This window comes from Sphingomonas yunnanensis (assembly GCF_019898765.1).
Taxonomy (GTDB): Bacteria; Pseudomonadota; Alphaproteobacteria; order Sphingomonadales; family Sphingomonadaceae; genus Sphingomonas; species Sphingomonas yunnanensis.
The window spans coordinates 460,680-482,030 of record NZ_JAIOKB010000001.1 but is presented as its reverse complement, the minus strand read 5'-3'; the positions used below and the strand labels follow the sequence as shown (position 1 = coordinate 482,030).

23 protein-coding genes and 1 tRNA gene are annotated in these 21,351 nt (G+C 69.7%); 16 read left to right on the top strand and 8 right to left on the bottom strand.

All coding sequences use genetic code 11. The features are described 5' to 3' along the window. Positions 1-85 precede the first annotated feature (85 nt). The 7 genes from K7957_RS02320 to K7957_RS02290 all read left to right on the top strand — a co-directional run bounded on the left by K7957_RS02320 (position 86) and on the right by K7957_RS02290 (position 6,713). Entirely contained in the window at positions 86-1,108 is a 1,023-nt protein-coding gene (locus tag K7957_RS02320; protein WP_425517160.1) for a substrate-binding domain-containing protein, read from the top strand. Then, positions 1,108-2,484, top strand: coding sequence for a phosphate ABC transporter permease subunit PstC (pstC, locus tag K7957_RS02315; RefSeq protein ID WP_223010369.1), 1,377 nt, complete (start codon positions 1,108-1,110; stop codon positions 2,482-2,484). Before K7957_RS02320 ends, pstC begins: the two co-directional genes overlap by 1 nt. Next, on the top strand, positions 2,477-3,772 hold the full coding sequence (gene pstA, locus K7957_RS02310; protein ID WP_223010368.1) for a phosphate ABC transporter permease PstA: 1,296 nt from the start codon (positions 2,477-2,479) through the stop codon (positions 3,770-3,772). The genes pstC and pstA overlap by 8 nt, the downstream gene beginning before the upstream one ends. Continuing rightward, on the top strand, positions 3,772-4,539 hold the full coding sequence (gene pstB, locus K7957_RS02305; RefSeq protein WP_183920539.1) for a phosphate ABC transporter ATP-binding protein PstB: 768 nt from the start codon (positions 3,772-3,774) through the stop codon (positions 4,537-4,539). The genes pstA and pstB overlap by 1 nt, the downstream gene beginning before the upstream one ends. A gap of 17 nt (positions 4,540-4,556) precedes the next feature. After that, positions 4,557-5,255: a phosphate signaling complex protein PhoU gene (phoU, locus tag K7957_RS02300; protein WP_223010367.1), complete on the top strand. Its 699-nt coding sequence runs from the start codon at positions 4,557-4,559 to the stop codon at positions 5,253-5,255. Further along, on the top strand, positions 5,255-5,947 hold the full coding sequence (gene phoB / locus K7957_RS02295; RefSeq protein WP_132907562.1) for a phosphate regulon transcriptional regulator PhoB: 693 nt from the start codon (positions 5,255-5,257) through the stop codon (positions 5,945-5,947). Before phoU ends, phoB begins: the two co-directional genes overlap by 1 nt. Before the next feature lie 247 nt (positions 5,948-6,194). After that, complete coding sequence (locus K7957_RS02290; protein ID WP_223010366.1) at positions 6,195-6,713, top strand: hypothetical protein; 519 nt, start codon at positions 6,195-6,197, stop codon at positions 6,711-6,713. A gap of 477 nt (positions 6,714-7,190) precedes the next feature. Here K7957_RS02290 and K7957_RS02285 read toward each other — a convergent pair whose 3' ends face one another. Both K7957_RS02285 and epsC read right to left on the bottom strand, forming a co-directional pair. Then, positions 7,191-7,532, bottom strand: coding sequence for a DUF2794 domain-containing protein (locus tag K7957_RS02285; RefSeq protein WP_223010365.1), 342 nt, complete (start codon positions 7,530-7,532; stop codon positions 7,191-7,193). Beyond that, entirely contained in the window at positions 7,532-8,218 is a 687-nt protein-coding gene (gene epsC / locus K7957_RS02280) for a serine O-acetyltransferase EpsC (protein WP_223010364.1), read from the bottom strand. Before epsC ends, K7957_RS02285 begins: the two co-directional genes overlap by 1 nt. Before the next feature lie 196 nt (positions 8,219-8,414). On the opposite strand from epsC, the gene K7957_RS02275 reads away from it, so the two are divergent. Then, on the top strand, positions 8,415-9,185 hold the full coding sequence (locus K7957_RS02275; RefSeq protein WP_223010363.1) for a sulfite exporter TauE/SafE family protein: 771 nt from the start codon (positions 8,415-8,417) through the stop codon (positions 9,183-9,185). A 40-nt stretch (positions 9,186-9,225) separates the two neighbouring features. On the opposite strand, the gene ahpD is transcribed toward K7957_RS02275, so the two are convergent. Both ahpD and K7957_RS02265 read right to left on the bottom strand, forming a co-directional pair. Beyond that, on the bottom strand, positions 9,226-9,747 hold the full coding sequence (gene ahpD, locus K7957_RS02270) for an alkylhydroperoxidase, AhpD family (protein WP_223010362.1): 522 nt from the start codon (positions 9,745-9,747) through the stop codon (positions 9,226-9,228). 124 nt (positions 9,748-9,871) lie between these two features. Next, complete coding sequence (locus K7957_RS02265; protein WP_223010361.1) at positions 9,872-10,417, bottom strand: peroxiredoxin; 546 nt, start codon at positions 10,415-10,417, stop codon at positions 9,872-9,874. A 143-nt stretch (positions 10,418-10,560) separates the two neighbouring features. On the opposite strand from K7957_RS02265, the gene K7957_RS02260 reads away from it, so the two are divergent. Both K7957_RS02260 and K7957_RS02255 read left to right on the top strand, forming a co-directional pair. Further along, positions 10,561-11,463 carry a hydrogen peroxide-inducible genes activator gene (locus K7957_RS02260; RefSeq protein ID WP_223010360.1) on the top strand — a complete coding sequence of 301 codons (903 nt, stop codon included), beginning with the start codon at positions 10,561-10,563 and terminating at the stop codon, positions 11,461-11,463. Positions 11,464-11,727: 264 nt separating this feature from the next. Further along, entirely contained in the window at positions 11,728-12,399 is a 672-nt protein-coding gene (locus K7957_RS02255; RefSeq protein WP_223010359.1) for an energy transducer TonB, read from the top strand. 142 nt (positions 12,400-12,541) lie between these two features. On the opposite strand, the gene K7957_RS02250 is transcribed toward K7957_RS02255, so the two are convergent. From K7957_RS02250 to pgsA, 3 genes are read right to left on the bottom strand one after another with little or no spacing between them, the layout of a single operon-like run. Continuing rightward, entirely contained in the window at positions 12,542-12,973 is a 432-nt protein-coding gene (locus tag K7957_RS02250) for a molybdenum cofactor biosynthesis protein MoaE (RefSeq protein ID WP_223010358.1), read from the bottom strand. Next, entirely contained in the window at positions 12,970-13,221 is a 252-nt protein-coding gene (gene moaD / locus K7957_RS02245) for a molybdopterin converting factor subunit 1 (RefSeq protein ID WP_223010357.1), read from the bottom strand. The genes K7957_RS02250 and moaD overlap by 4 nt, the downstream gene beginning before the upstream one ends. A 5-nt stretch (positions 13,222-13,226) precedes the next feature. Then, complete coding sequence (pgsA, locus tag K7957_RS02240; protein ID WP_223010356.1) at positions 13,227-13,793, bottom strand: CDP-diacylglycerol--glycerol-3-phosphate 3-phosphatidyltransferase; 567 nt, start codon at positions 13,791-13,793, stop codon at positions 13,227-13,229. A gap of 130 nt (positions 13,794-13,923) precedes the next feature. Between pgsA and K7957_RS02235 the strand changes: the two genes are divergently transcribed. The 6 genes from K7957_RS02235 to K7957_RS02210 all read left to right on the top strand — a co-directional run bounded on the left by K7957_RS02235 (position 13,924) and on the right by K7957_RS02210 (position 20,181). Beyond that, complete coding sequence (locus K7957_RS02235; protein WP_223010355.1) at positions 13,924-15,219, top strand: MFS transporter; 1,296 nt, start codon at positions 13,924-13,926, stop codon at positions 15,217-15,219. Between the two features lie 756 nt (positions 15,220-15,975). Then, positions 15,976-17,682, top strand: coding sequence for a 30S ribosomal protein S1 (gene rpsA / locus K7957_RS02230; protein WP_183932067.1), 1,707 nt, complete (start codon positions 15,976-15,978; stop codon positions 17,680-17,682). A gap of 193 nt (positions 17,683-17,875) precedes the next feature. Further along, the gene (locus K7957_RS02225; RefSeq protein WP_223010354.1) at positions 17,876-18,160 is read left to right on the top strand and encodes an integration host factor subunit beta; all 285 of its coding nucleotides are present in this window, start codon (positions 17,876-17,878) and stop codon (positions 18,158-18,160) included. A gap of 49 nt (positions 18,161-18,209) precedes the next feature. Continuing rightward, positions 18,210-18,293 (top strand) — tRNA-Leu (locus K7957_RS02220). A gap of 149 nt (positions 18,294-18,442) precedes the next feature. Continuing rightward, positions 18,443-19,753: an ABC transporter substrate-binding protein gene (locus K7957_RS02215; protein ID WP_246616616.1), complete on the top strand. Its 1,311-nt coding sequence runs from the start codon at positions 18,443-18,445 to the stop codon at positions 19,751-19,753. A 5-nt stretch (positions 19,754-19,758) separates the two neighbouring features. Next, positions 19,759-20,181, top strand: coding sequence for a DUF4112 domain-containing protein (locus K7957_RS02210; protein ID WP_223010353.1), 423 nt, complete (start codon positions 19,759-19,761; stop codon positions 20,179-20,181). A 3-nt stretch (positions 20,182-20,184) separates the two neighbouring features. On the opposite strand, the gene K7957_RS02205 is transcribed toward K7957_RS02210, so the two are convergent. Continuing rightward, a complete protein-coding gene (locus K7957_RS02205) occupies positions 20,185-21,279 on the bottom strand; it encodes an anhydro-N-acetylmuramic acid kinase (protein ID WP_223010352.1) in 1,095 nt (364 codons plus the stop codon). Positions 21,280-21,351: the final 72 nt, after the last annotated feature.

Genomic DNA, 21,351 nt, shown 5'->3' with positions numbered 1-21,351 from the left:
CCCGCTCGGGGGAATGATGTCGCGCCTCGTCCACGCGCTCGCGGCCAGGAGGCCGGCGACGCTGCCGCACCTCGTGCTGGCGGCGATGGCGCTCGTCGGGCTGGGCGGCTGTGTCGACCAGGCCGCGGGCGGCGCGGCGGGGTCGCGCGACCAGATCCGCATCGTCGGGTCATCCACCGTCTACCCCTTCACGACGCTGGTCGCCGAGCAGTTCCTCGCCAATATGCCGGGCGCCAAGGCGCCGGTGATCGAGTCGACCGGCACCGGGGCGGGCATGAAATTGTTCTGCGCCGGCCTCGGAGCGGCGCACCCGGACGTGGAGGACGCGTCGCGGCGGATGCACCGCGCCGAATATGAGACCTGCGCGCACCAGGGCGTGGGCGCGGTGCTCGAGGTCCAGGTCGGCATCGACGGTATCGCGCTGGCGGAGTCGCTGCGCGGGCCGGGCATGGCGCTGACCGCGACCGACCTCTACCGCGCGCTCGCCGCCGCGCCGGGCGGCCGCCGCAACACCGCGAGGCTGTGGCGCGACGTCGATCCGGCACTGCCCGCGATCCCGATCCAGGTCTACGGCCCACCGGCGACCAGCGGAACGCGCGACTCCTTCGTCGAGCTGATCATGGCGCCGGGCTGCGAGGCGGTGGAGCCCGACACGCGCGCGCTGCGCGAGCGCGCGGCCGAGCTGTTCGCCGCGCGCTGCCACCGGCTACGCGACGACGGCGCCTATATCGACGCGGGCGAGAACGATAATCTGATCGTCCAGAAGCTGCGTGCCAATCCCGACGCGATCGGCATCTTCGGCTATGCCTATCTCGAGGAGAATGCCGGCGCGGTGCGCGGCGTGACGCTCGGCGGGGTCGCGCCCAGCTACGCCAGCATCGCCGACGGCAGCTATCCCGGTGCACGACCGCTCTACCTTTACGTGAAGAAGGCGCACCTGCGCGCCATCCCCGGGCTGCGCGCCTTCCTGCGCCAATATGCTGCGCTGTGGGGCCGGCAGGGCCCGCTGGTGCGACGCGGGCTGATCGCCTCGCCCGAGCCGGTACAGCGCCGCGCCGCCGCGGTGATCGCGCAAGAGATCGCGCTCGATCCGGCGGAGCTGCGCTGATGTCGCCGCTCGCGCTCGCCTTCGTCATCACGGCGCTGGCGCTGATCGGCTGGGTCACCGCGCGCGCGCGCGCCGCGCGCTTCCGCCGCGGCACCACACGCCGCTTCAGCTCGCTGCCGCAGCATCACGGCTGGTTCGTCGCGATGGGCACCCTACTGCCGGCGCTGCTCTTCCTCGCCGTCTGGCATCTCACCGCGCCCGCGCTGGTGACGGAGGCGGTGCTCACGACGCCCGGCGCCGCGACGCTGCCACCGCCGGGGCTCGACCGCGTCGCGATCCTGGCGGAGGCGCGCAACCTCGCTGCTGGGCGCAGCTATGGCGCCTTCCATCCGCTGTCCGAGCAGCTCGCCCCGGCCTATGCCGCCGCTCAGAGGCGCTACGACTGGATCGCCACCGCGGTGGCGCTGCTGCTCGCCTTCGTCGGCGGCGCGCTCTCCTTTCTCCGCGTGCGCCCCGGCTTCTCGGCGCGCACGCACGTCGAGCGGGTCATCATGGGGGCGCTGCTCGGCGCCTCGCTGATCGCGATCGTCACCACGATCGGCATCATCGTCTCGCTGCTGTTCGAGAGCGCGCGCTTCTTCCACGTCGTGCCGATCAGCGACTTCCTCCTCGGCACGCACTGGAGCCCGCAGGCGATCGACCCGCGCGATCCCGGCGCCTCGCTCGGCGCGGTGCCGTTGTTCTGGGGCACCTTCTTCATCGGCGCGGTGATCGCGATGGCGGTGGCGATCCCCTTCGGGCTCATGAGCGCGATCTACCTCACGCAATATGCACGTCCCGCGACGCGGCGCTGGGTCAAGCCGATGTTGGAGATTCTCGCGGGCGTGCCGACCGTCGTCTACGGCTATTTCGCCGCGCTGACGGTGGCGCCGGCGGTGCGCGACCTCGGCGTCGCGCTCGGCGTGAGTTGGGCTTCGTCCGAGAGCGCGCTCGCCGCGGGTGCGGTCATGGGTGTGATGATCATCCCCTTCGTCTCCTCGATGGCGGACGATTCGCTCGCCGCGGTGCCCGCGGCGATGCGCGACGGCAGCCTGGCGATGGGCGCGACCAGCTCCGAGACGATCCGACAGGTCCTCCTCCCCGCCGCTTTGCCCGGCGTGGTCGGCGGCGTGCTGCTGGCGGTGAGTCGCGCGATCGGCGAGACGATGATCGTGGTGATGGCGGCGTCGGGCGTGGCGACGCTGACGCTCAACCCCTTCGCCAGCGCCACCACCGTGACCAAGCAGATCGTCGACCTGCTCACCGGCGAGGCGGCGTTCGACTCTGCCAAGACGCTCGCCGCCTTCGCGCTGGGGCTGACGCTGTTCGTCATCACCTTGCTGCTCAACGTCGTCGCGCTGATCGTGGTACGGCGCTACCGCGAGGCTTATGAGTAAGTCGCTGGTCCCCGGAGCGCCGGTGAGCGCCGCCGCGCCGGCGGAGCGGCGCCCGACCGACTGGCGCACCGCGTCGATGCAGCGGCGCGTGCGGCAGCGCTATGCCGCCGAGCGACGCTTCCGCCTGCTCGGGCTCGCCGCGGTGGTCGCCTCGGCCGCCTTCCTGCTGTTCCTGCTCGCGTCGATGCTGGCGCGCGGCGCCGGCGGCTTCGTCGAGACGCGAATCGCGCTGCCGCTCGACCTCGCCCGCGCCGGGCTGAGCGTGACCCCAGCGCAGCTGCGCGGACCGCGCGCCGACCTCGCGCTCGCCGGCGCCGGGCTGGAAAGAGCGGTCGATGCCGCGGCGGGGACCGTCTTCCCCCGCGCGGGCGGCGCCGTGCTGCTGTCCGACGCGGCCTGGCTGCGCGTGCGCGAGGCGGTGAAGCGCGACCCGAGCCTGCTCAGGCGCCGCGTGACCATCGAGGTGCCGGTCGCCTCTCGGCTCGACATCGCCTTCAAGGGCGGGGGCACGCGCGCCGAGCGCGCGCTCGCGCGGTCGCTCGCGCCGCATCTCTCGCGCGGGCTCAACCGCGACTTCCTCGGCGGCGCGGACTCGACCGACCCGACCCGCGCCGGCATCTGGGGTGCGCTCAAGGGATCGCTGCTGACGATGCTGGTAACGCTGCTGCTCGCCTTCCCGATCGGCGTGCTCTCCGCGCTCTACCTCGAGGAATATGCGCCGCGGAACCGCTGGACCGACCTGATCGAGGTGTCGATCAACAATCTCGCCGCCGTGCCCTCGATCATCTTCGGGCTGCTCGGGCTGGCGGTCTTCCTCGGCACCTTCCACATGCCGCGCTCGGCCGCGCTGGTCGGCGGGCTGACACTGGCGCTGATGACCACGCCGGTGATCGTGATCGCCGCGCGCAACGCTGTCGGGGCGGTGCCCCCCTCGATCCGCGACGCCGCGCGCGCGCTCGGCGCCTCGCCGGTGCAGGTCGTCTTCCACCACGTGCTGCCGCTGGCGCTGCCCGGCATCCTCACCGGCACGATCATCGGCATGGCGCGCGCGCTCGGCGAGACCGCGCCGCTGCTGATGATCGGCATGCGCGCCTTCATCGCCGCCCCGCCCGAGCGGCTGACCGACCCGGCGACCGTGCTGCCGGTGCAGATCTTCCTGTGGTCCGACGACGTGCAGACCGGCTTCATCGAGAAGACCTCGGCCGCGATCATCGTGCTGCTCGTCTTCCTACTGGCCATGAACGGCCTCGCCATCTACCTCCGCAACCGTTTCGAGACTCGCTGGTGATGAGCAACGCCCCGCCGAAGATGACCGCGAGCGGCGTCGACGTCTTCTACGGCGCGAAGCAGGCGATCCGCGACGTCAGCATCGACGTGCGCCAGGAGGACGTCACCGCCTTCATCGGCCCGTCGGGCTGCGGCAAATCGACTTTCCTGCGCACGCTCAACCGGATGAACGACACGATCCCGGGCGCGCGCGTGTCAGGCGACATCCGGCTCGACGGCGAGGACGTCTATGCCAAGGCGATGGACGTGGTGCAGCTGCGCGCCCGCGTCGGCATGGTGTTCCAGAAGCCCAACCCCTTCCCCAAGTCGATCTTCGAGAACGTCGCCTACGGCCCGCGCATCCACGGTCTGGCGCGCTCCAAGGCCGATCTCGCGCAGATCGTCGAGCGCTCGCTCACTCGCGCCGGCCTCTGGAACGAGGTCAAGGACCGGCTCGGCGACTCGGGCACCGCGCTGTCGGGCGGGCAGCAGCAGCGGCTGTGCATCGCGCGCGCGATAGCGGTCGACCCCGAGGTGATCCTGATGGACGAGCCGTGCAGCGCGCTCGATCCCGTCGCCACCGCGCGGATCGAGGAGCTGATCCACGACCTGCGCGGGCGCTACGCGATCGTCATCGTCACGCACAACATGCAGCAGGCGGCGCGGGTGAGCCAGCGCACCGCCTTCTTCCACCTCGGCCAATTGGTCGAATATGGCGACACGTCCGACATCTTCACCAACCCGCGGGAGGAACGGACGAAAGACTATATCACCGGGCGCTACGGCTGAGAGACGGGACAGGACGGATGGCGAACAGCCAGGAACATACGGTCAAGGCCTTCGACCAGGACATCGGGCAGCTGCGCGGGCTGATCTCGCAGATGGGCGGGCTGGCGGAGCGCGCGATCGCGGAGGCGATGGTGGCGCTGCAGCGCGGCGACGCGGAGCAGGCCGCACGCGTGGCGGCGGGCGACCGCCAGATCGACGCGCTCGAGGCCGAGGTGGAGCGCACCGCGGTGCGCATCATCGCGCTACGCGCGCCGATGGCGGACGACCTGCGCGAGGTGGTCGCCGCGCTCAAGATCGCGGGCGTGGTCGAGCGCATCGCCGATTATGCCAAGAACATCGCGCGCCGCGTGCCGCAGATCGAGAGCGAGCATCGCATCGACCCGATCTCCACCCTACCCGCCATGGCCAAGATGGCGTCCGGGATGGTGCATGAGGTGCTCGACGCCTTCGCCGCGCGCGATCCCGACAAGGCGATGGCGGTGTGCGAGAGCGACCGCGCGCTGGACGATTTCTACGACAGCATCTTCCGCACGCTCGTGACCTATATGGTCGAGAATCCGAAGACGATCAGCCAGTGCGCGCACCTGCTATTCGTTGCCAAGAACCTCGAGCGGATCGGGGATCACGCCACCAACGTGGCGGAGATGGTCTATTTCGCGGCGACGGGGACGCGACTGACCGAGCGCGACAAGCTTCATCACGGGGGAACCATCTGATGGCCAAGGCCCGCATGCTGCTGGTGGAGGACGACGCCAGCCTAGCCGAACTGCTCGTCTGGCATTTCACACGCGAGCATTTCGCCGTCCAGCACACGATCGACGGCGAGGAGGCGCTCCTCATGGCCAAGGAGACGCCGCCCGACATCGTGCTGCTCGACTGGATGGTCGAGGGCATCTCCGGGATCGAGGTATGCCGCCGGCTGCGCCGCGCCGCCGAGACGCAGAACGTGCCGATCATCATGCTCACCGCGCGCGGCGAGGAAGAGGATCGCGTCCGCGGGCTGGAGACGGGCGCGGACGATTACGTGACAAAGCCCTTCTCGCCGCGCGAGCTGGTGGCGCGCGTCGGTGCGGTGCTGCGCCGTGTCCGGCCCGCGCTGGCGGGCGAGCAGCTCACCTATGCCGACCTCGAGATGGACACGGTCGGCCACAAGGTCCGCCGCGGCGGCGAGGTGGTCGCGCTCGGGCCGACCGAGTTCCGCCTGCTCAAGCATTTCCTCGAGCATCCCGGCCACGTCTTCTCGCGCGAGCGGCTGCTCGACAGCGTCTGGGGGCATGACAGCGACATCGAGAGCCGCACCGTCGACGTCCACATCCGTCGTCTGCGCAAGGCGATCAACGAGGGTGGTCGGCCCGACATCATCCGCACTGTCCGCTCGGCCGGCTATGCGCTCGATACGGGACATTGACGCACAATTTCCGGTAGTTGTAGCGAAAAAGCTCGTATTCCTGAGAGCGCAGGAGACCAGGGCGGTGGAGCGCCGCACCGTCGACCCGGGGTTCGTGGGTTCGCTGGAACACGCGATCTCAAAGGTCTCGCCGGCGCCTCTTCTTCGGTGCGCCGGCGCAACGAGGGACCTTTTCTCGTCGCCAGTTCGTTGCCCGACCCGCGTGACTTAACGCGTTTCTGACCGAACGCACGGCAGGAGAGAGAACATGAAGACGATCCTTCTGGCAGCAGCCGCCATCATCGCCGTCCCCACGGTGGCGATCGCCCAGGACACTCCGCAGCAGACGCCGCAGACGGGCACGATGCAGCCCGACACGACCACCGCGCCCGACGCGACCGCGCCGGCCGACGCTGCGCCGGCGCCGTCGGCCGACACAACCGCCGACCCGGCGATGAGCCAGCAGCAGGCGCCGATGCAGAGCGCACCCTCGACCGGCGATGCCGCGATGCCGCCCTCGGCCAGCCCCGCCTCGCCCCAGCCCGCGATGGGCGGCGCGGCCGGTACCGAGACGGCGGGCGGCTACCAGCCGTCGCAGCCAGCGCTGTCGGGCACGCCGCAGCCGGGCGCGACCGTACGCTTCCAGCCCGCCGCCTCGCCCGACCAAGCCTATCCGGCGCCCGCGGCCAAGTCGGAATATCCGATCTGCAAAAAAGGCCAATATGACGGGTGCATGCAGGCGAGCGACGCTGGCGGGAAGAAGCGGATGCGGGCGCGCCGTCGCTGATATCTGAGGTTGCCGGCTTCTCGCCCGGGCCCGCATGTGACTAGGAGAGGCGCTCCGTCGTACGAGGGAGCGCTCTCTCACCTCCATTCGCTTCGATGACCGCGCCGCCATCGTCACCGGCGCGGGGGTGGCCTCGGCCGCCACGATGAGCTCGGGCCCGCTCGACGTGGCGCGCGATCGTCGGTGCCGGCGCGGGCGTCTTCCAGGCCAGCCACATCACGCTGTCGCAGGGCGTGCTGCTCGAGGGCGAGTCGCTCTCACCTGAGGGGAGGCGGCGCATCGGACCGCGATCACCGACCGCGCCGGAGAGATAGGGCCGGGCCGGGTGCGGCGCCGGCGCTGCTGATCGGGGCGCAGCTCACCCGCGAGTGAGCGACTTGTCTGCTCTCGCGCGGCTGGGCCCGATCATGCCGATTGTTGAGGGGGAGCGGGCATCACTTCGCTCGAGGCGACACGCCTTCCGGTCGCGACGCTGATCTACTCCTCCACGAGCTTCATCAACCGTCGCTCCACCGGCGCGAGCACCGGGCCGAGCTCATGCCCGCGGCGGATCACCTGCCCCGCCTCGCCCACCAGTGCCCACATGCCCTGGCGGTGCCGCAGCGCGGGGCGCTTCTCGACACGGAACTCGGGCCGCTCGGCGGTGCGGCGGAAGGCGCTGAATATCGCGGCATCGCGGCCGAGATCGATCGCGTAGTCGCGCCAGTGGCCGGCCGCGACCATGCGGCCGTAGAGATCCAGGATACGGTTGAGCTCGAGCCGATCGAATCCGATCTGGCTCGGGCGCGCGGCGCCGGGAAAGGGCGTGACGATCCCCATCAGGCGCGGTCACGCTCCGGCACGTCGCCGCGCTCGGCGATCAACGCGTCGAGCCGTTTCTTCATCGCTTCCAGCTCACAGCGCAGGATCTCGACCTTCTGCGTCGCGGGGTCGAACACCTCGCTGCACGGCGTCCCATAGGGTACGAAGCGCGGCTCCGGGGCAGCGCCGCCCTCCACCATCGTCGGCCGCGCCGGGATGCCGACCATCACCGCGCCCGCGGGAACGTCGCGCGTGACCACCGCATTGGCACCGACCCGCGCGCGCGGGCCGACCAGGATCGGGCCGAGCACCTGCGCGCCCGATCCGATGATCGCGCCCTCCGCGATCGTCGGGTGCCGCTTCCCCGCGACACCATTGTCGGGGCTGGTGCCGCCGAGCGTGACACACTGGTAGATGGTGACGTCGTCACCGATCTCCGCGGTCTCGCCGATGACGACGAAGCCGTGATCGATGAAGAAGCGCTTCCCGATCCTGGCGCCGGGGTGGATGTCGATCGCGGTAAGCAGACGCGAGACATGGTTCACCACGCGGGCGGCGAGGAACCAGCGGCGACGATACAATCGATGCGCGACACGGTGGAAGCCGAGCGCCCAGACCCCTGGGTAGGTGAGGATCTCGAGCCGCGAGTGCGGGGCGGGATCGCGCGCGCGGATCGAGTCGAGATATTCGGTCAGTCGCGCCATCCGTGTCCCCGCCGGCTCCCCTTGACGCCGGCGGAGCCGACGATCGAGCATGATTGTCCGCCACAGATAAGGCCAAGCGGCGGCGGTTTCCATAAGCAGTGCTGGGGCGCACCGAACTCGAATTCCCTATCGCGGTTGTAGACGATCGTCCAAGTCCTTAGCATCGGCCTCACAGCGGGCGCGATCAGGAAGGTGCATGCAGTTACTCTCTCAGCTGGATGTCGCCGGCCTAATCCCGTTCATCGCCGTCGGTTTCGGTGCCCAGCTGGTCGACGGCGCCCTCGGCATGGCCTTCGGCGTGATCTGCAACACGCTGCTGGTGGCGGTGATGGGCGTCGCGCCCGCTCGCGCCTCGGCCAACGTTCACATCGTGGAGACCTTCACCACCGCCGTGTCGGGGATCAGTCATGCCCTGCACGGCAACATCGATCGCGGGCTGTTCCTGCGGCTGCTGATCCCCGGGGTGATCGGCGGGGTCACCGGCGCCTATCTGCTCACCAACCTCGACGGCAACACGGTCAAGCCATTCGTTCTCGGCTATCTCATCGCGGTCGGCGTCTACCTGCTGATCCGCGGGCTGGTCTTTCCGCCCAAGGTGAGCAAGCCCAAGGTGGTCGAGCCGCTCGGGCTGATCGGCGGCTTCATGGACGCCGCGGGAGGCGGCGGCTGGGGGCCGATCGTCACCTCGAACCTGCTGGTGCAGGGAGTTGAGCCGCGCAAGGTGGTCGGCACGGTGAGCGCGGTGGAGTTCTTCCTGACCGCGGTGGTCTCGGCGACCTTCATCTACCATCTCGGTGTCAAGGACTTCGCCACCGCGACGACCGGCCTGCTGATCGGCGGCGTGTTCGCGGCCCCGCTCGGCGCGCTGTTCGCAAAGCGCATCCCGATGAAGGTCATGCTGGTGCTGGTCGGCACCGTGCTGACGATCACCAGCACCTACGGCTTCGTGCGCGCCGTCCTGATGTGAGGTCGTCGCCCCGGCGCGTCGGTAACGCCGGGGCAACAGGTCAGGCGCTGACCGCATGGACGGTTCCCACCGCCTTCATCACCGAGGCGACCCGCACCGCGGACTGGATCACCTCGGCGGTGACTCCCGCCTTCTTGAGCACCTGCTCGTGGCTGTCGATGCACATGCCGCAGCCGTTCATCGCGCTGACCGCGAGGCTGAACAGCTCGAAGTCGACCTTGTCGATGCCCGGCGCGGCGATCACGTTCATGCGCAGCTTGGCGGGCATGCGCTGGTATTCGTCGTTACCGGCGAGGTGGGTGAAGCGGTAATAGACGTTGTTCATCGCCATCACGGCCGCGGCGGCGCGCGCCGCGTTGGCCGCCTCGGGCGACAGCTTGCCGGCCACCTCGGCCTCGGTCGCGTCGACCAGCGGCTTGTGCCCCGAGCCGTGCGCGCAGGCGAGCAGCAGACCGTATTTGCGCTGGTCATTGAGGACCGTCTCGTTGAGCAATGAGCCGACGTTGAGCCGGATGTCCTTGGCGAAGTCGGGCAAGGTGCCCGCGAATTCCTTGAGTGCCATGTCTCTCTCTCGGACGTGAGTCGCCCCGGCGCGACCGGCCCTCGCGAGGTCGCGAGGGGTCAGCCGCCGCCGGGGCGACGGATTTGTGAAGGAGGCGGGACGCGAGGCCCTGCCCCCGGATCGATCAGGCCGCGACCTGGAGGACGTCGTCGCCCTTGTTCCAGTTGCACGGGCACAGCTCGTCGGTCTGCAGCGCGTCGAGCACGCGCAGCGTCTCGGCCGGGTTGCGGCCGACGTTGAGGCCGTGGACCTGCACCGCCTGGATCACGTTGTCCGGATCGACGATGAAGGTGGCGCGAAACGCGACATGCTCGTTCTTGTCGAGGATGCCGAGTGCCTCGGCCAACTTGGCGCCGTTGTCCGCCAGCCAGGGGAAGTCGGCCGCGGCGAGATCCGGGTCCGACTTGCGCCACGCCAAGTGGACGTGCGCGGTGTCGGTCGAGGCGCCGATCAGCACCGCGTCGCGGTCCTCGAAGTCACCCTTGATCTGGCTGTAACCGACGATCTCGGTCGGACACACGAAGGTGAAGTCCTTCGGCCAGTAGAACAGCACCTTCCACTTGCCGGGATGGGCGGTGGTGAGGTCGAGCGTCTCGCCGGCCGGGAGCGCGCTGGTGCCCTGCTGGACGGGGACGGTGATGGCGGGGAAGGTGTCGCCGATGGTCAGCATGGAAGCCTCCTGATAAGAAAGGGAGTTCCAGCCATCCTCTCACGCGCGGGCGGTGGGCCGCCTCTCGTTGACCCGTCAGTAAGGGGGTTCGCGTGATCGATCAAGTCGGTTATTGCGAAGCGGTTGATCGATCGAGGCGATAAATGGCGGCCATCTACCTTCCCACGCTGAAGCAGCTTCAGTATCTCGTGGCGCTCAAGGATCACGGCCATTTCGGTCGTGCCGCCGAGGCCTGTTTCGTCACCCAGTCGACGCTGTCGGCAGGGTTGCGCGAGCTGGAGACGCTGATCGGCGTGACCTTGGTCGAGCGTACCCGGCGGGTCGTCCGCTTCACCCCGCTGGGCGAGCAGATCGCGGGCAAGGCACGTACGGTGCTGCGCGAGGCCGAGGAGCTCGGCGACATGGCGCGCGCGGCGGGGCGACCGCTCTCGGGCGAGATGCGGATGAGCGTGATCCCGACGATCGCGCCTTTCCTGCTGCCGCGCGTGCTGCCGCGGTTGCGGCGCGACTATCCCGATCTCAAGCTGTTCCTGCGCGAGGAGCCGAGCGGCCCGGCGTGCGAGGCGCTCCACAACGGGCGCACCGACTGCGTCCTGCTCGCTCTGCCCTATAGCTGCGGTGAGGTGACGACGCTGCCACTGTTCGACGACCATCTCTTCCTCGCTTTCCCCGAGGGTGAGATGCCCGCGACGCCCGCGGCGGTGAGCCCGGCCGAGATCGACGAGACGCGGCTGCTGCTGCTCGAGGACGGCCACTGCCTCAAGGATCACGCGCTCGCCGCGTGCAACCGGGCCGAGCTGCGCGCCGAGGCGACGATGCTGGGCACCTCGCTCCACACGATGGTGCAGATGGTCGACAATGGGCTGGGCGTGACGATGCTGCCCAAGATCGCGCTCGACGCGGGCATCCTCGAACATACCAACGTCGCCGCGCGCCCGCTCGACGCGGCGCATCCGGTGCGCACGCTGGCGCTGGTGTGGCGCCGGGCGTCGCCGCGCGAGCGCGACTTTCAGCTGCTCGGCGAGGTGCTCAAGGCGGCCGGGTGAACCGAGCCCTCCTCCGTCATCCTGGACTCGTTTCAGGATCGACGGTGCCGCTCACACTGACAGACCGGATCGTGCGGCACGGTGGATCCTGAGACGAGCTCAGGATGACGCTATATCGTAGGTGATCCTGTCCCACTTCTCGCCCAGATCGGGTCGAACCATGGATTGACCGATCTCCCGCTGAGGCGCAGCGTCCATGGTCCGGAGCTCGCCGATGGTCGGGCAAGATCGCCGCCACGGCACTCCAGGTTGGAGGGTTGTCGCATGGCTTATGCAGACCGGGTCCCCAGTTCGAGACGCCTCACCACCCTCGCCGCGGTCGCCGCGATCCATGGCCTGATCGGCTATGTGTTCGTCAGCGGCATGGCGGCGAGCTTCGTCCGCGAGGTCACGACCGAGTTGACGATCCGCAACATTCCGGTGGAGACGCCGCCGCCGCCTGATCCGGCGCCGCAGCCGACGCAGATCGCGTCCAAGCAGCAGCCGACCCAGACGATCGTCACGCCCGAGCCGGTCGTTCAGACCGCGGTCGACACGTCCTTCACGGTCGAACCGGTCACGCCCATCATCCCGATCACGCCGATCATCGGTGGTGGCAGCGGCACCGTGGCGATCACCCCGCCCCCCCCGCCGCTGAGCAAGGCGAGCGGCGTCCGCGCGCGCGGCGATCGCACGCAGTGGATCTCGACGGAGGATTATCCGCCCTCCTCGATCCGCGCCGGCGAGCAGGGGGTGGTCTCGATCGCGCTCCAGGTCGACGCCGCCGGCAAGGTCAAAGCGTGCAACGTCACCGCCACGAGCGGACATGACGCACTCGACCAGGCGACGTGCCGGCTCTATCAGCGCCGCGGCCGATTCACCGCGGCGCTCGACGACACCGGCACCCCGGTCGCGGCGACCTACACCGACCGGGTCCGCTGGGTGCTGCCGCGGTGAGGTGAGCGGAAGCGGGGGCGTTTCACAAGACTGTTCCCCGGCGCAGGCCGGGGTCCAGCCGAGAAGGCGTAAGCGGGTTCTCCCAGCGTCTCGCAACTGGGCCCTAACCTTCGCCGAGGCGCTAGCGGCAGTGGAACGACCTCTACTCCCAGCGCGCCGCCGCCTCCCCGTCGCCGTGGCGCGCCTCGACCCAGCGCGCCGCACCATTCACCGTCTCGCGCTTCCAGAAGGGTGCGTCGGTCTTGAGCCGATCGATCAGATAGGCGCAGGCCTCCAGCGCCGCGCCGCGATGCGGTGCGCAGGTGCCGACGAAGACGATCCGCTCGCCCGGCGCCATCGCCCCGACGCGGTGAACGATCGTGGCCGCGCTGAGCGACCAGCGCGCGCTCGCCGCCGCGGCGAGCCGCTCCAGCGCCGCCTCGGTCGCTCCCGGGTAATGCTCCAGCTCGAGCGTGGCGACCCCGTCGTCGCCGCGCACCAGCCCGGTGAAGCTCGCCACCGCGCCATCGCGCTCGAGCGCCGCGAGCTCGGCCGCGACCTCGATCGCGGCGGTCGAGACAGTGACGCGGATCACCCGCCCGTCACCGGCGGGAAGATCGCCACCTCGCGCGCGCCCGCGATCGACGCGTCCATCGGCACGAACGCCTGGTCCACCGCGGCGCGCAGCCGCGCCGGTTCGCCGAAAGCGGTGGCGTGGCGCTCGCTCGCGGCGGCGAGCCAGGCGACGAGCTCGGCCACGGTCGTCACCGACGATGGCGGCGTCACCTCCTCCTCGCCGATCCCGACCCGCTCGCGCACCCAGGCGAAATACAGCAGCCGCATCGCGCTCAATCCATGTGCCGCAGGCCGACGCGGAGATAATCCCACCCCGTCACGATCGTCAGCGCCGCCGCGCCCCAGAGGCTGGCGAGCCCGACCTGATGGACCCACACCGCCGCGGGTACCGCACCCGAGAGGATCAGCGCGCCGAGCGACACCAGCTGCAGCGTCGTCTTCCATTTCGCCAACCGGGATACCGGCAGCGACACCTGCAGCCCGGCGAGGAACTCGCGCAGCCCGCTCACCGCGATCTCGCGCAGGAGGATCACCAATGCGGCGATGATGTGGACGCCCGTGATCACCGCGACATCGTCGTGGCGCGTCCCGACCAGCATCAGGATCACCGCCGCGACCATGATCTTGTCCGCGATCGGATCGAGGAACACGCCCAGTTTCGAGACGGTGCCCTGCGCGCGCGCCAGGTAGCCGTCGAAATAGTCGGTGATCCCCATGAGGCAGTAGAGGCAGAAGGCCACCGCGAAGCCGGCCTGCCAGCTCGGCCACCACAGGAAGGCGACGAGCAGCGGCACCATCACGATCCGCGACAGGGTCAGGAGATTGGGCAGCGACAGCATCGCCCGCCGACGTGGACCGCGCGCGCTCCCGGCGCAACCCGCGCCCGCGAAAAACAGCGTTTGGAACGCGCGCCCCCAGAGGCTATGGCCGCGACAGATACCAACTATCCGAAGGGCCTGGTCCCGCGTCATGATCAATGCCCTCGGGCTGCTCAAGCGGCGGCGCTTCCTGCCGCTGTTCACCACCCAATTCCTCGGCGCCTTCAACGACAATCTGTTCAAGACCTCGATGGTGCTGTTCGCCACCTACGAGATCTTCGCCGATGAGACGCAGGAGAGCTTCTTCAACGCGCTGAGCGCGGCGCTCTTCATCCTGCCCTTCTTCCTGCTCTCGGCGCTGGCCGGACAGCTCGCCGACACGATGGACAAGGCGCGGATCATCCGTATCGTCAAGACCGTGGAGATCGCGATCATGGCGGTCGGCACCGCCGGGCTGATGCTGGCGCGCACCGGCGCGGTGACGCTGCCGCTCGTGCTGATGCTCACCGCGGTGACCGGACTGGGCGTCCACTCGACCTTCTTCGGCCCGATCAAATACGCGATCCTGCCGCAGCATCTCGACGAGGACGACGTGCTGGGCGGCACCGGGCTGGTCGAGGCGGGAACCTATCTCTCGATCCTGCTCGGCACGATCGTCGCGGGCTTCGTCTATCGCTCCACCGCGCTGGTGGCCGCGCTGACGATCGCGGTGGCGCTGCTCGGCTGGCTCACCGCCCGCGCGGTGCCGGCGGCGCCGCGGCTCGGGCCCAAGCTGGCGATCGACCTCAACCCATTCCGCGCCTCGTGGCGGCTGATCGCGGGGACGATGCACATCCCCCGGCTGTTCTTGGCGATCTGCGCGATCAGCTTCTTCTGGACGATCGGCTCGGTGCTGATCATCGTCTTCCCGCCGCTGGTGAAGAACGTGCTGACCGCCGACGCGAGCGTCGCCAGCCTGGTGCTGGCGGTCTTCTCCGTCGGCGTCGCGATCGGCTCGATCGTGATCAACCTGCTGCTGCGCGGCCAGATCTCGGCGCGCTACTCGCCCGCCTCGGTGATCGCGATGGGGCTGGCGGTGCTCGGCTTCCGCTGGGTGGTGGGGCTGTGGACGCCGGCGGCGCCCGGACACCTGTTCGACATGGCTGGATTCCTGCACCAGCCCCATGCCGCGCTGGTGCTGCTGGCGCTGCTCGGCGTGGCGATCTTCGGGGGCATGTTCGTCGTGCCGCTCTACGCCTTCCTGACCACCACCGTGACCAAGGACCATACCGCGCGCACCGTGGCGGCGAACAACGTCGTCAATGCCGGGGCGATGACGATCGGGTCGATCGTGGTAGCGGCGATCACCGCCATGGGCGTGACGCCGGCGCAGCTGTTGCTGGTGGTCGCGGGCATGTGCGTCGTCTCGGCCTGGATCGCGCAGCGGCTGCACCGCGCCTGCGACTGAGGCGGGGCCGTCCCGGCATCACTCAACGTTCGCTGGACATGACGGTCGACGCGAGCACAGCCTCGCGAGCGATTTGTCGAGGTGGCGGACAACTGTTCTCACCTGCCTGCTCGGCGGGGCTGGCGGACGCGCGAATGTTGCGAATGTTGCGAATGTTGAGTCACTCGCGCGGTGCTCGCGAATGTCGAGCCACGCATGAGCATGCGCGTGACAGGTTCGATCTCGGCACCGGCGTGGGTCGGCGCGCGCGGGCGTCGGCGATGAGAGAGAGAGAGCGCGAGCGAACAGACTGACACGGCGCGCGCGTGTAGGACAGTGCGGCTGACCGGGCTCGCGAAGCCGAAGCGCTGTGGGTCGAACGACCCCACCTCATCCGCTGCCGTCATCCAGAACTCGTTTCAGGATCACCCGTCCCGCGCACTCGCGCGGTGAGGCGCTGTCGGGTTGATGGACACCGAAACGAGTCCAGGATGACGCCAGCTGAAAAGGCGTCAGCACCAGCGAAGGGCAGCGCGCGGCCCGCCGCTTGTCGCGCCCTCCATAATCCGCTATATGACAGAGGTCCGGTGGGCTGGGGCTCGCGGAGGCATGGCGCGACAGGCACGTCCTCTCGCGCCTTTTCGCTTATGGGCGGCGTCTCCTCGCACCTCGTGCCGACGCGGATGTCGCGCGCGGCATGCGGCCGCCGCGACGGTGATGGCCAAGACCAGCGGACACAACCGCTTGGCCGGAAACACGACTAGGACGAACAATTTTATGGCCTCTACGGCAACTCCCTCGCGCGATGAATTCGCGGCGCTGCTCGATGACATGTTCGGCGGTGCCGACAGCTTCGAGGGCCGCGTGGTGCTCGGCACCGTGACCGGCATCGAGAACGACCTGGCGGTGATCGACGTCGGTCTGAAGAGCGAGGGCCGCGTGCCGCTGCGCGAGTTCGCGCCGGCGCCGGGGCAGAAGGCCGAGCTCAAGGTCGGCGACGAGGTCGAGGTCTATGTCGACCGCGTCGAGAACATGCATGGCGAGGCGATGCTCAGCCGCGATCGCGCGCGCCGCGAGGCCGCCTGGGACAAGCTCGAGCTCGAGTTCAGCAAGACCGCGCGCGTCGAGGGCGTGATCTTCGGCCGCGTCAAGGGCGGCTTCACCGTCGACCTCAACGGCGCGGTGGCGTTCCTCCCCGGCTCGCAGGTCGACATCCGCCCGGTGCGTGACGTCACGCCGCTGATGGACATCCCGCAGCCGTTCCAGATCCTCAAGATGGACCGCAAGCGCGGCAACATCGTGGTGTCGCGTCGCGCGGTGCTGGAAGAGACCCGCGCCGAGCAGCGCTCGGGCCTGATCCAGTCGCTCCACGAGGGCCAGATCATCGACGGGGTGGTGAAGAACATCACCGACTATGGCGCCTTCGTCGACCTGGGCGGCATCGACGGCCTGCTCCACGTCACCGACCTCAGCTACAAGCGCGTCGGCCATCCGAGCGAGATGATCAACATCGGTGACACCGTGAAGGTGCAGATCATCCGCATCAACAAGGACACGCAGCGTATCTCGCTGGGCATGAAGCAGCTCGAGAGCGATCCGTGGGACGGCGCGTCCTCCAAATATCCGGTCGGCGCCAAGCTGTCGGGCCGCGTCACGAACATCACCGAGTACGGTGCGTTCGTCGAGCTTGAGGCAGGCATCGAGGGCCTCGTCCACGTGTCCGAGATGTCGTGGACCAAGAAGAACGTCCATCCGGGCAAGATCGTGTCGACCTCGCAGGAGGTGGACGTGGTGGTGCTCGAGGTCGACGAGGACAAGCGTCGGATCTCGCTGGGTCTGAAGCAGGCGCAGAACAACCCGTGGGAGGCGTTCGCCGCCGCGCATCCGATCGGCTCGACCGTCGAGGGCGAGGTCAAGAACGCGACCGAGTTCGGCCTGTTCATCGGCCTGGACAACGATGTCGACGGCATGGTCCACATGTCCGACATCGCCTGGGGTGTCTCGGGTGAGGACGCGCTCAACCTCCACCGCAAGGGCGAGACCGTCCAGGCGGTGGTGCTCGACATCGATCCGGAGAAGGAGCGCATCTCGCTCGGCATGAAGCAGCTCGAGCGCGGCGGCCCCGTCGCGGCGGGCGCAGGCGATCGCCTGGGCAAGAACCAGGTCGTCACCGTCACCGTGCTCGAGGTCCGCGACGCGGGTCTCGAAGTGCAGCAGGGCGACGACGGCGCGACCGGCTTCATCAAGCGTACCGACCTCGGGCGCGACCGCGACGAGCAGCGTCCGGAGCGCTTCCAGGTCGGGCAGAAGTTCGACGCGATGGTCACCGGCTTCGATCGCTCGAAGAAGCCCACCTTCTCGATCAAGGCGATGCAGATCTCCGAGGAGAAGCAGGCGGTGGCGCAGTACGGCTCGTCCGACTCGGGCGCGTCGCTGGGCGACATCCTGGGCGAGGCGCTCAAGGCGCGCGACACCAAGAAGTAAGCCATGTCCGGCACCGCGAGGTGACGTGCGAGGGGATCGGCCGCGAGGCCGGTCCCCTTTCTCGTGGGATGGTAGCGCTCAACCGTCCGGCACTGACCCATAATGCTAAAAACGACCAGATCGGTGCTATCGCGCATGGAGGCTTATCTGTATCAGCCCGGCTCGATTGGTATACGCCGGAAGTGGACGCAGGATGATACGCTCTGAGTTGGTGCAGCAGTTGGCCGCCGGGAATCCGGAGCTGGCGCAGCGCGACGTGGAGGCGATCGTCGCCACCTTCTTCGACGAGATCACCGCGCGGCTGGCGAGCGACGGCCGGGTCGAGCTGCGCGGCTTCGGCGCCTTCTCCACGCGCGCGCGCGACGCGCGAGTCGGCCGCAACCCGCGCACCGGCGAGACCGTCGAGGTCGACGCCAAGCGTGTACCCTTCTTCAAGCCAGGCAAGGAGATGCGCGTCCGCCTCAACGTCGGCGAGTGACGCGCCGGGTTGACGCGGTCCGTCGCAACCGCTTCGTGGGCGACGATGGGCGGACGTGGCGGAATCGGTAGACGCTGGGGACTTAAAATCCTCTGCCATCGGCGTGCGGGTTCGAGTCCCGCCGTCCGCACCATCCTCGGGCGAGCGAGCGCGGCGGCGCTGCTGTTCACGACGGCGAGCTGCGGGCGGCGCGCCGATGTCGGGCCTGTCGTCGTCAGCGTCATCGGCGGTGCCCCCCGGCTCGCTGGACGCGACCGCACGCGCCTGACCGAGCCCGACCGGTTGCTCACCGACTCGCTCGCCGAGGGCCTCGTCCGGCTCGACGCCGCGGGACAGGTCGAGGCCGGCGCGGCCGAGCGCTGGATCGTCACCGACGAGGGGCGCAGCTACATCTTTCGCCTGCGCGACGCGCACTGGCCCGACGGCGCGCCGGTACGTGCGGCGCAAATGGTGGCGCTGCTGCGGCGCGAGATCAACCCGCGCTCGGGCAACCGGCTCGCTCCCTATCTCACCGCGGTGTCGTCGATCGTCGAGATGACCCCCGAGGTGATCGAGGTGGAGCTGGCGCGACCCAGGCCCGACCTGCTGAAGTTGTTCGCCCAGCCCGAACTCGCGCTGGTGCGCGACCGGCCACGGCCGGCGGGCGGCGCGGGTCCGTTCCGCCAGCGTCGCGACCGCGGGGGCGGGCTGCTGCTCACCCCGGCGCTCGATCCCGATCGCGACCCGGAGGAGCCGGGCCCCGCTCCCGAGGATAACGTGCTGCTTCGCGGCGAGCGCGCGGCTACCGCGATCCTGCGCTTCGTCGAGCGCCAGTCCGACCTCGTCTCCGGCGGCACGATCGCCGATTGGCCGCTGCTGCGCGCCGCCAACCCAGCGCCGATCAACGTCAAGATCGACCCGGCCGCGGGGCTGTTCGGGCTGGCGGTGCTGCGGCGCGACGGCTTCCTCGCCGATGCCGCCAACCGCGGCGCGGTCGCCATGGCGTTCGACCGGAGCGACCTGGTGGCGAGCGTCTCGACCGACTGGGCGACGCGCGAGACCCTGCTACCCGAGCAACTCGACTCCGCCGCCCCTCCCGCTAATCCCGCGTGGAGCACCGTCCTGCCCGAGCAGCGTCAGACGGCGGCGCGCGCGCGCGTGAGCGGTTGGCGGCTTGCCAGCGGCGCGGCACCGACGCTGCGGCTCGCGCTGCCGGGCGGTGCGGGTGGCACCTTGCTGTGGGCACGGCTCGCGCGCGACCTCTACGCGATCGGGGTGCGCCCGATCCGCGTCGCCGCCGACGCGGCAGACGCCGACCTGCGTCTGATCGACGCGGTCGCGCCTTATGACAGCGCGCGCTGGTACCTCGGCGAGTCCTGCGTCGCCTGCTCGGACGAGGCGCGCGGGGCGATCGAGGCGGCGCGGCTCGCCGACACGCTGGATGCGCGCGCGCGCGCGAGTGCCACCGCCGACCGCCTGCTGACCGACGACGTCGCGTTCATCCCGCTCGCGCGGCCGTTCCGCTGGTCGTTGGTGGCGCTGCGGCTGCGCCAGTGGCAGACCAACGCGCGCGCCTGGCACCCGTTGAACCGGCTGCGCGCCGACACCAACTAAGTTCCATGAACGCTCGCCCCACCCCGCTCACCGCGCCGCTGCTCGATTCGCTGCCGACCGGGAGCGATCCCGCCTCGGTGCGCCGCCGCGTCGAAGCGATGGAACAGCTGCTCGAGGGCCTGTTCGTCATTCCGGGTATCAACCGTCGCATCGGGCTCGACGCGATCGTCGGGCTGGTCCCGGTGGTCGGCGATCTCATCACGGCGGCGATGGGCATGTGGATTGTCTGGGAAGCGCGCAATCTCGGGATGAGCCGCGCCGCGCTGTTGGGCATGACGGCCCGGATCGGCTTCGACACCCTGCTCGGCGCGGTCCCGCTGATCGGCGACGCGGCCGACCTGATGTATCGCTCGAACACGCGCAACGTGAAGCGGATCAAGCGCTACCTCGACAAGCACCATCCGGCGACGGTGACGGTCACGCGCTAAGGCTCAGCGCGGTCGCGGGCGGAACACCGTTCCACCGCACAGCGGGCGCGGTGCGCCGGTGGTGCCGGGGAAGCTGATCGGCAGACCGTGCAGCGTGCGCACGGCCATGAAGGCGAAACCCTCCGCCTCGAGCGAGTCGCCGTTCCATCCCAGCACATCGACGGGCTCGACCGGCAGCCCGGTCTGTTCCGCGATCATCCGCATCAGTGTCGGGTTGAGTCGGCCGCCGCCGCCCACCAAGAGCCGCCGCGGCGCGCGCGGCAGCAGCCGCAGTGCCACCGCGACGCTCGCCGCGGTGAAGGCGGTCAGCGTCGCCGCGCCGTCCGCCAGGCTCAGCCCGCGCGCCGGCTGGATCGTGAAATCGCTGCGGTCGAGCGACTTGGGATAGGACGCGTCGAAGAAGGGGTGATCCAGCATCGCGCCGAGCACGCTCTCGTCGACCCGCCCGGCCGCGGCGGTGGCGCCGTCGCGGTCGAAGCGTTCGCCCGCCTCCTGCTCCATCCAGCTGTCGATCAGCCCGTTGGCGGGACCGGTGTCGAACGCGGCGAGCGGGGTACCGTCCACCACCAGGGTGATGTTGGCGACGCCGCCGAGGTTGAGCACCGCGACCGGCTCGTCGAGCGCGGCGGCGCGCGCGGCGTGATAGACCGGCAGCAGCGGCGCGCCCTGTCCGCCCGCGGCGACGTCGGCGGAGCGGAAGTCCCCCACCGTGGCGATGCCGGTGACGTCGGCGAGCGTCTGGCCGTCACCGATCTGCCAGGTCCAGCCGCGGTCGGGGCGATGCGCGACGGTCTGCCCGTGGAAGCCGATGACCTCGACCTCGCCCGCCGTGACCCCGGCGTCGCGCAGTAGTTTCTGCACTGCCAGCGTGTGCGTTCGCGTGATCAGCTCGGTGGCGGCGACGATCGGCGGGCTCGCGCGCGGGCGCTGGAAGCCGAGCGCGAGCTGGGTCGCGGCGGCGAGCTGCGCGCGCGCCGGATCGGAATAGGGCTCGCCGTGGAACGCCACCAGCCGCGCGGCGCGCTCGCCGTCGGTCTCGATCAGCGCCGCGTCGATGCCGTCGAGCGAGGTGCCCGACATCAGCCCGATCGCCAGCATCCTGTCTGTCTCCCGCCCGTTCACTGCGCGCTCCTATCGCCACGTCAGCGGTGCTGGCAAATCGGGCCGTCG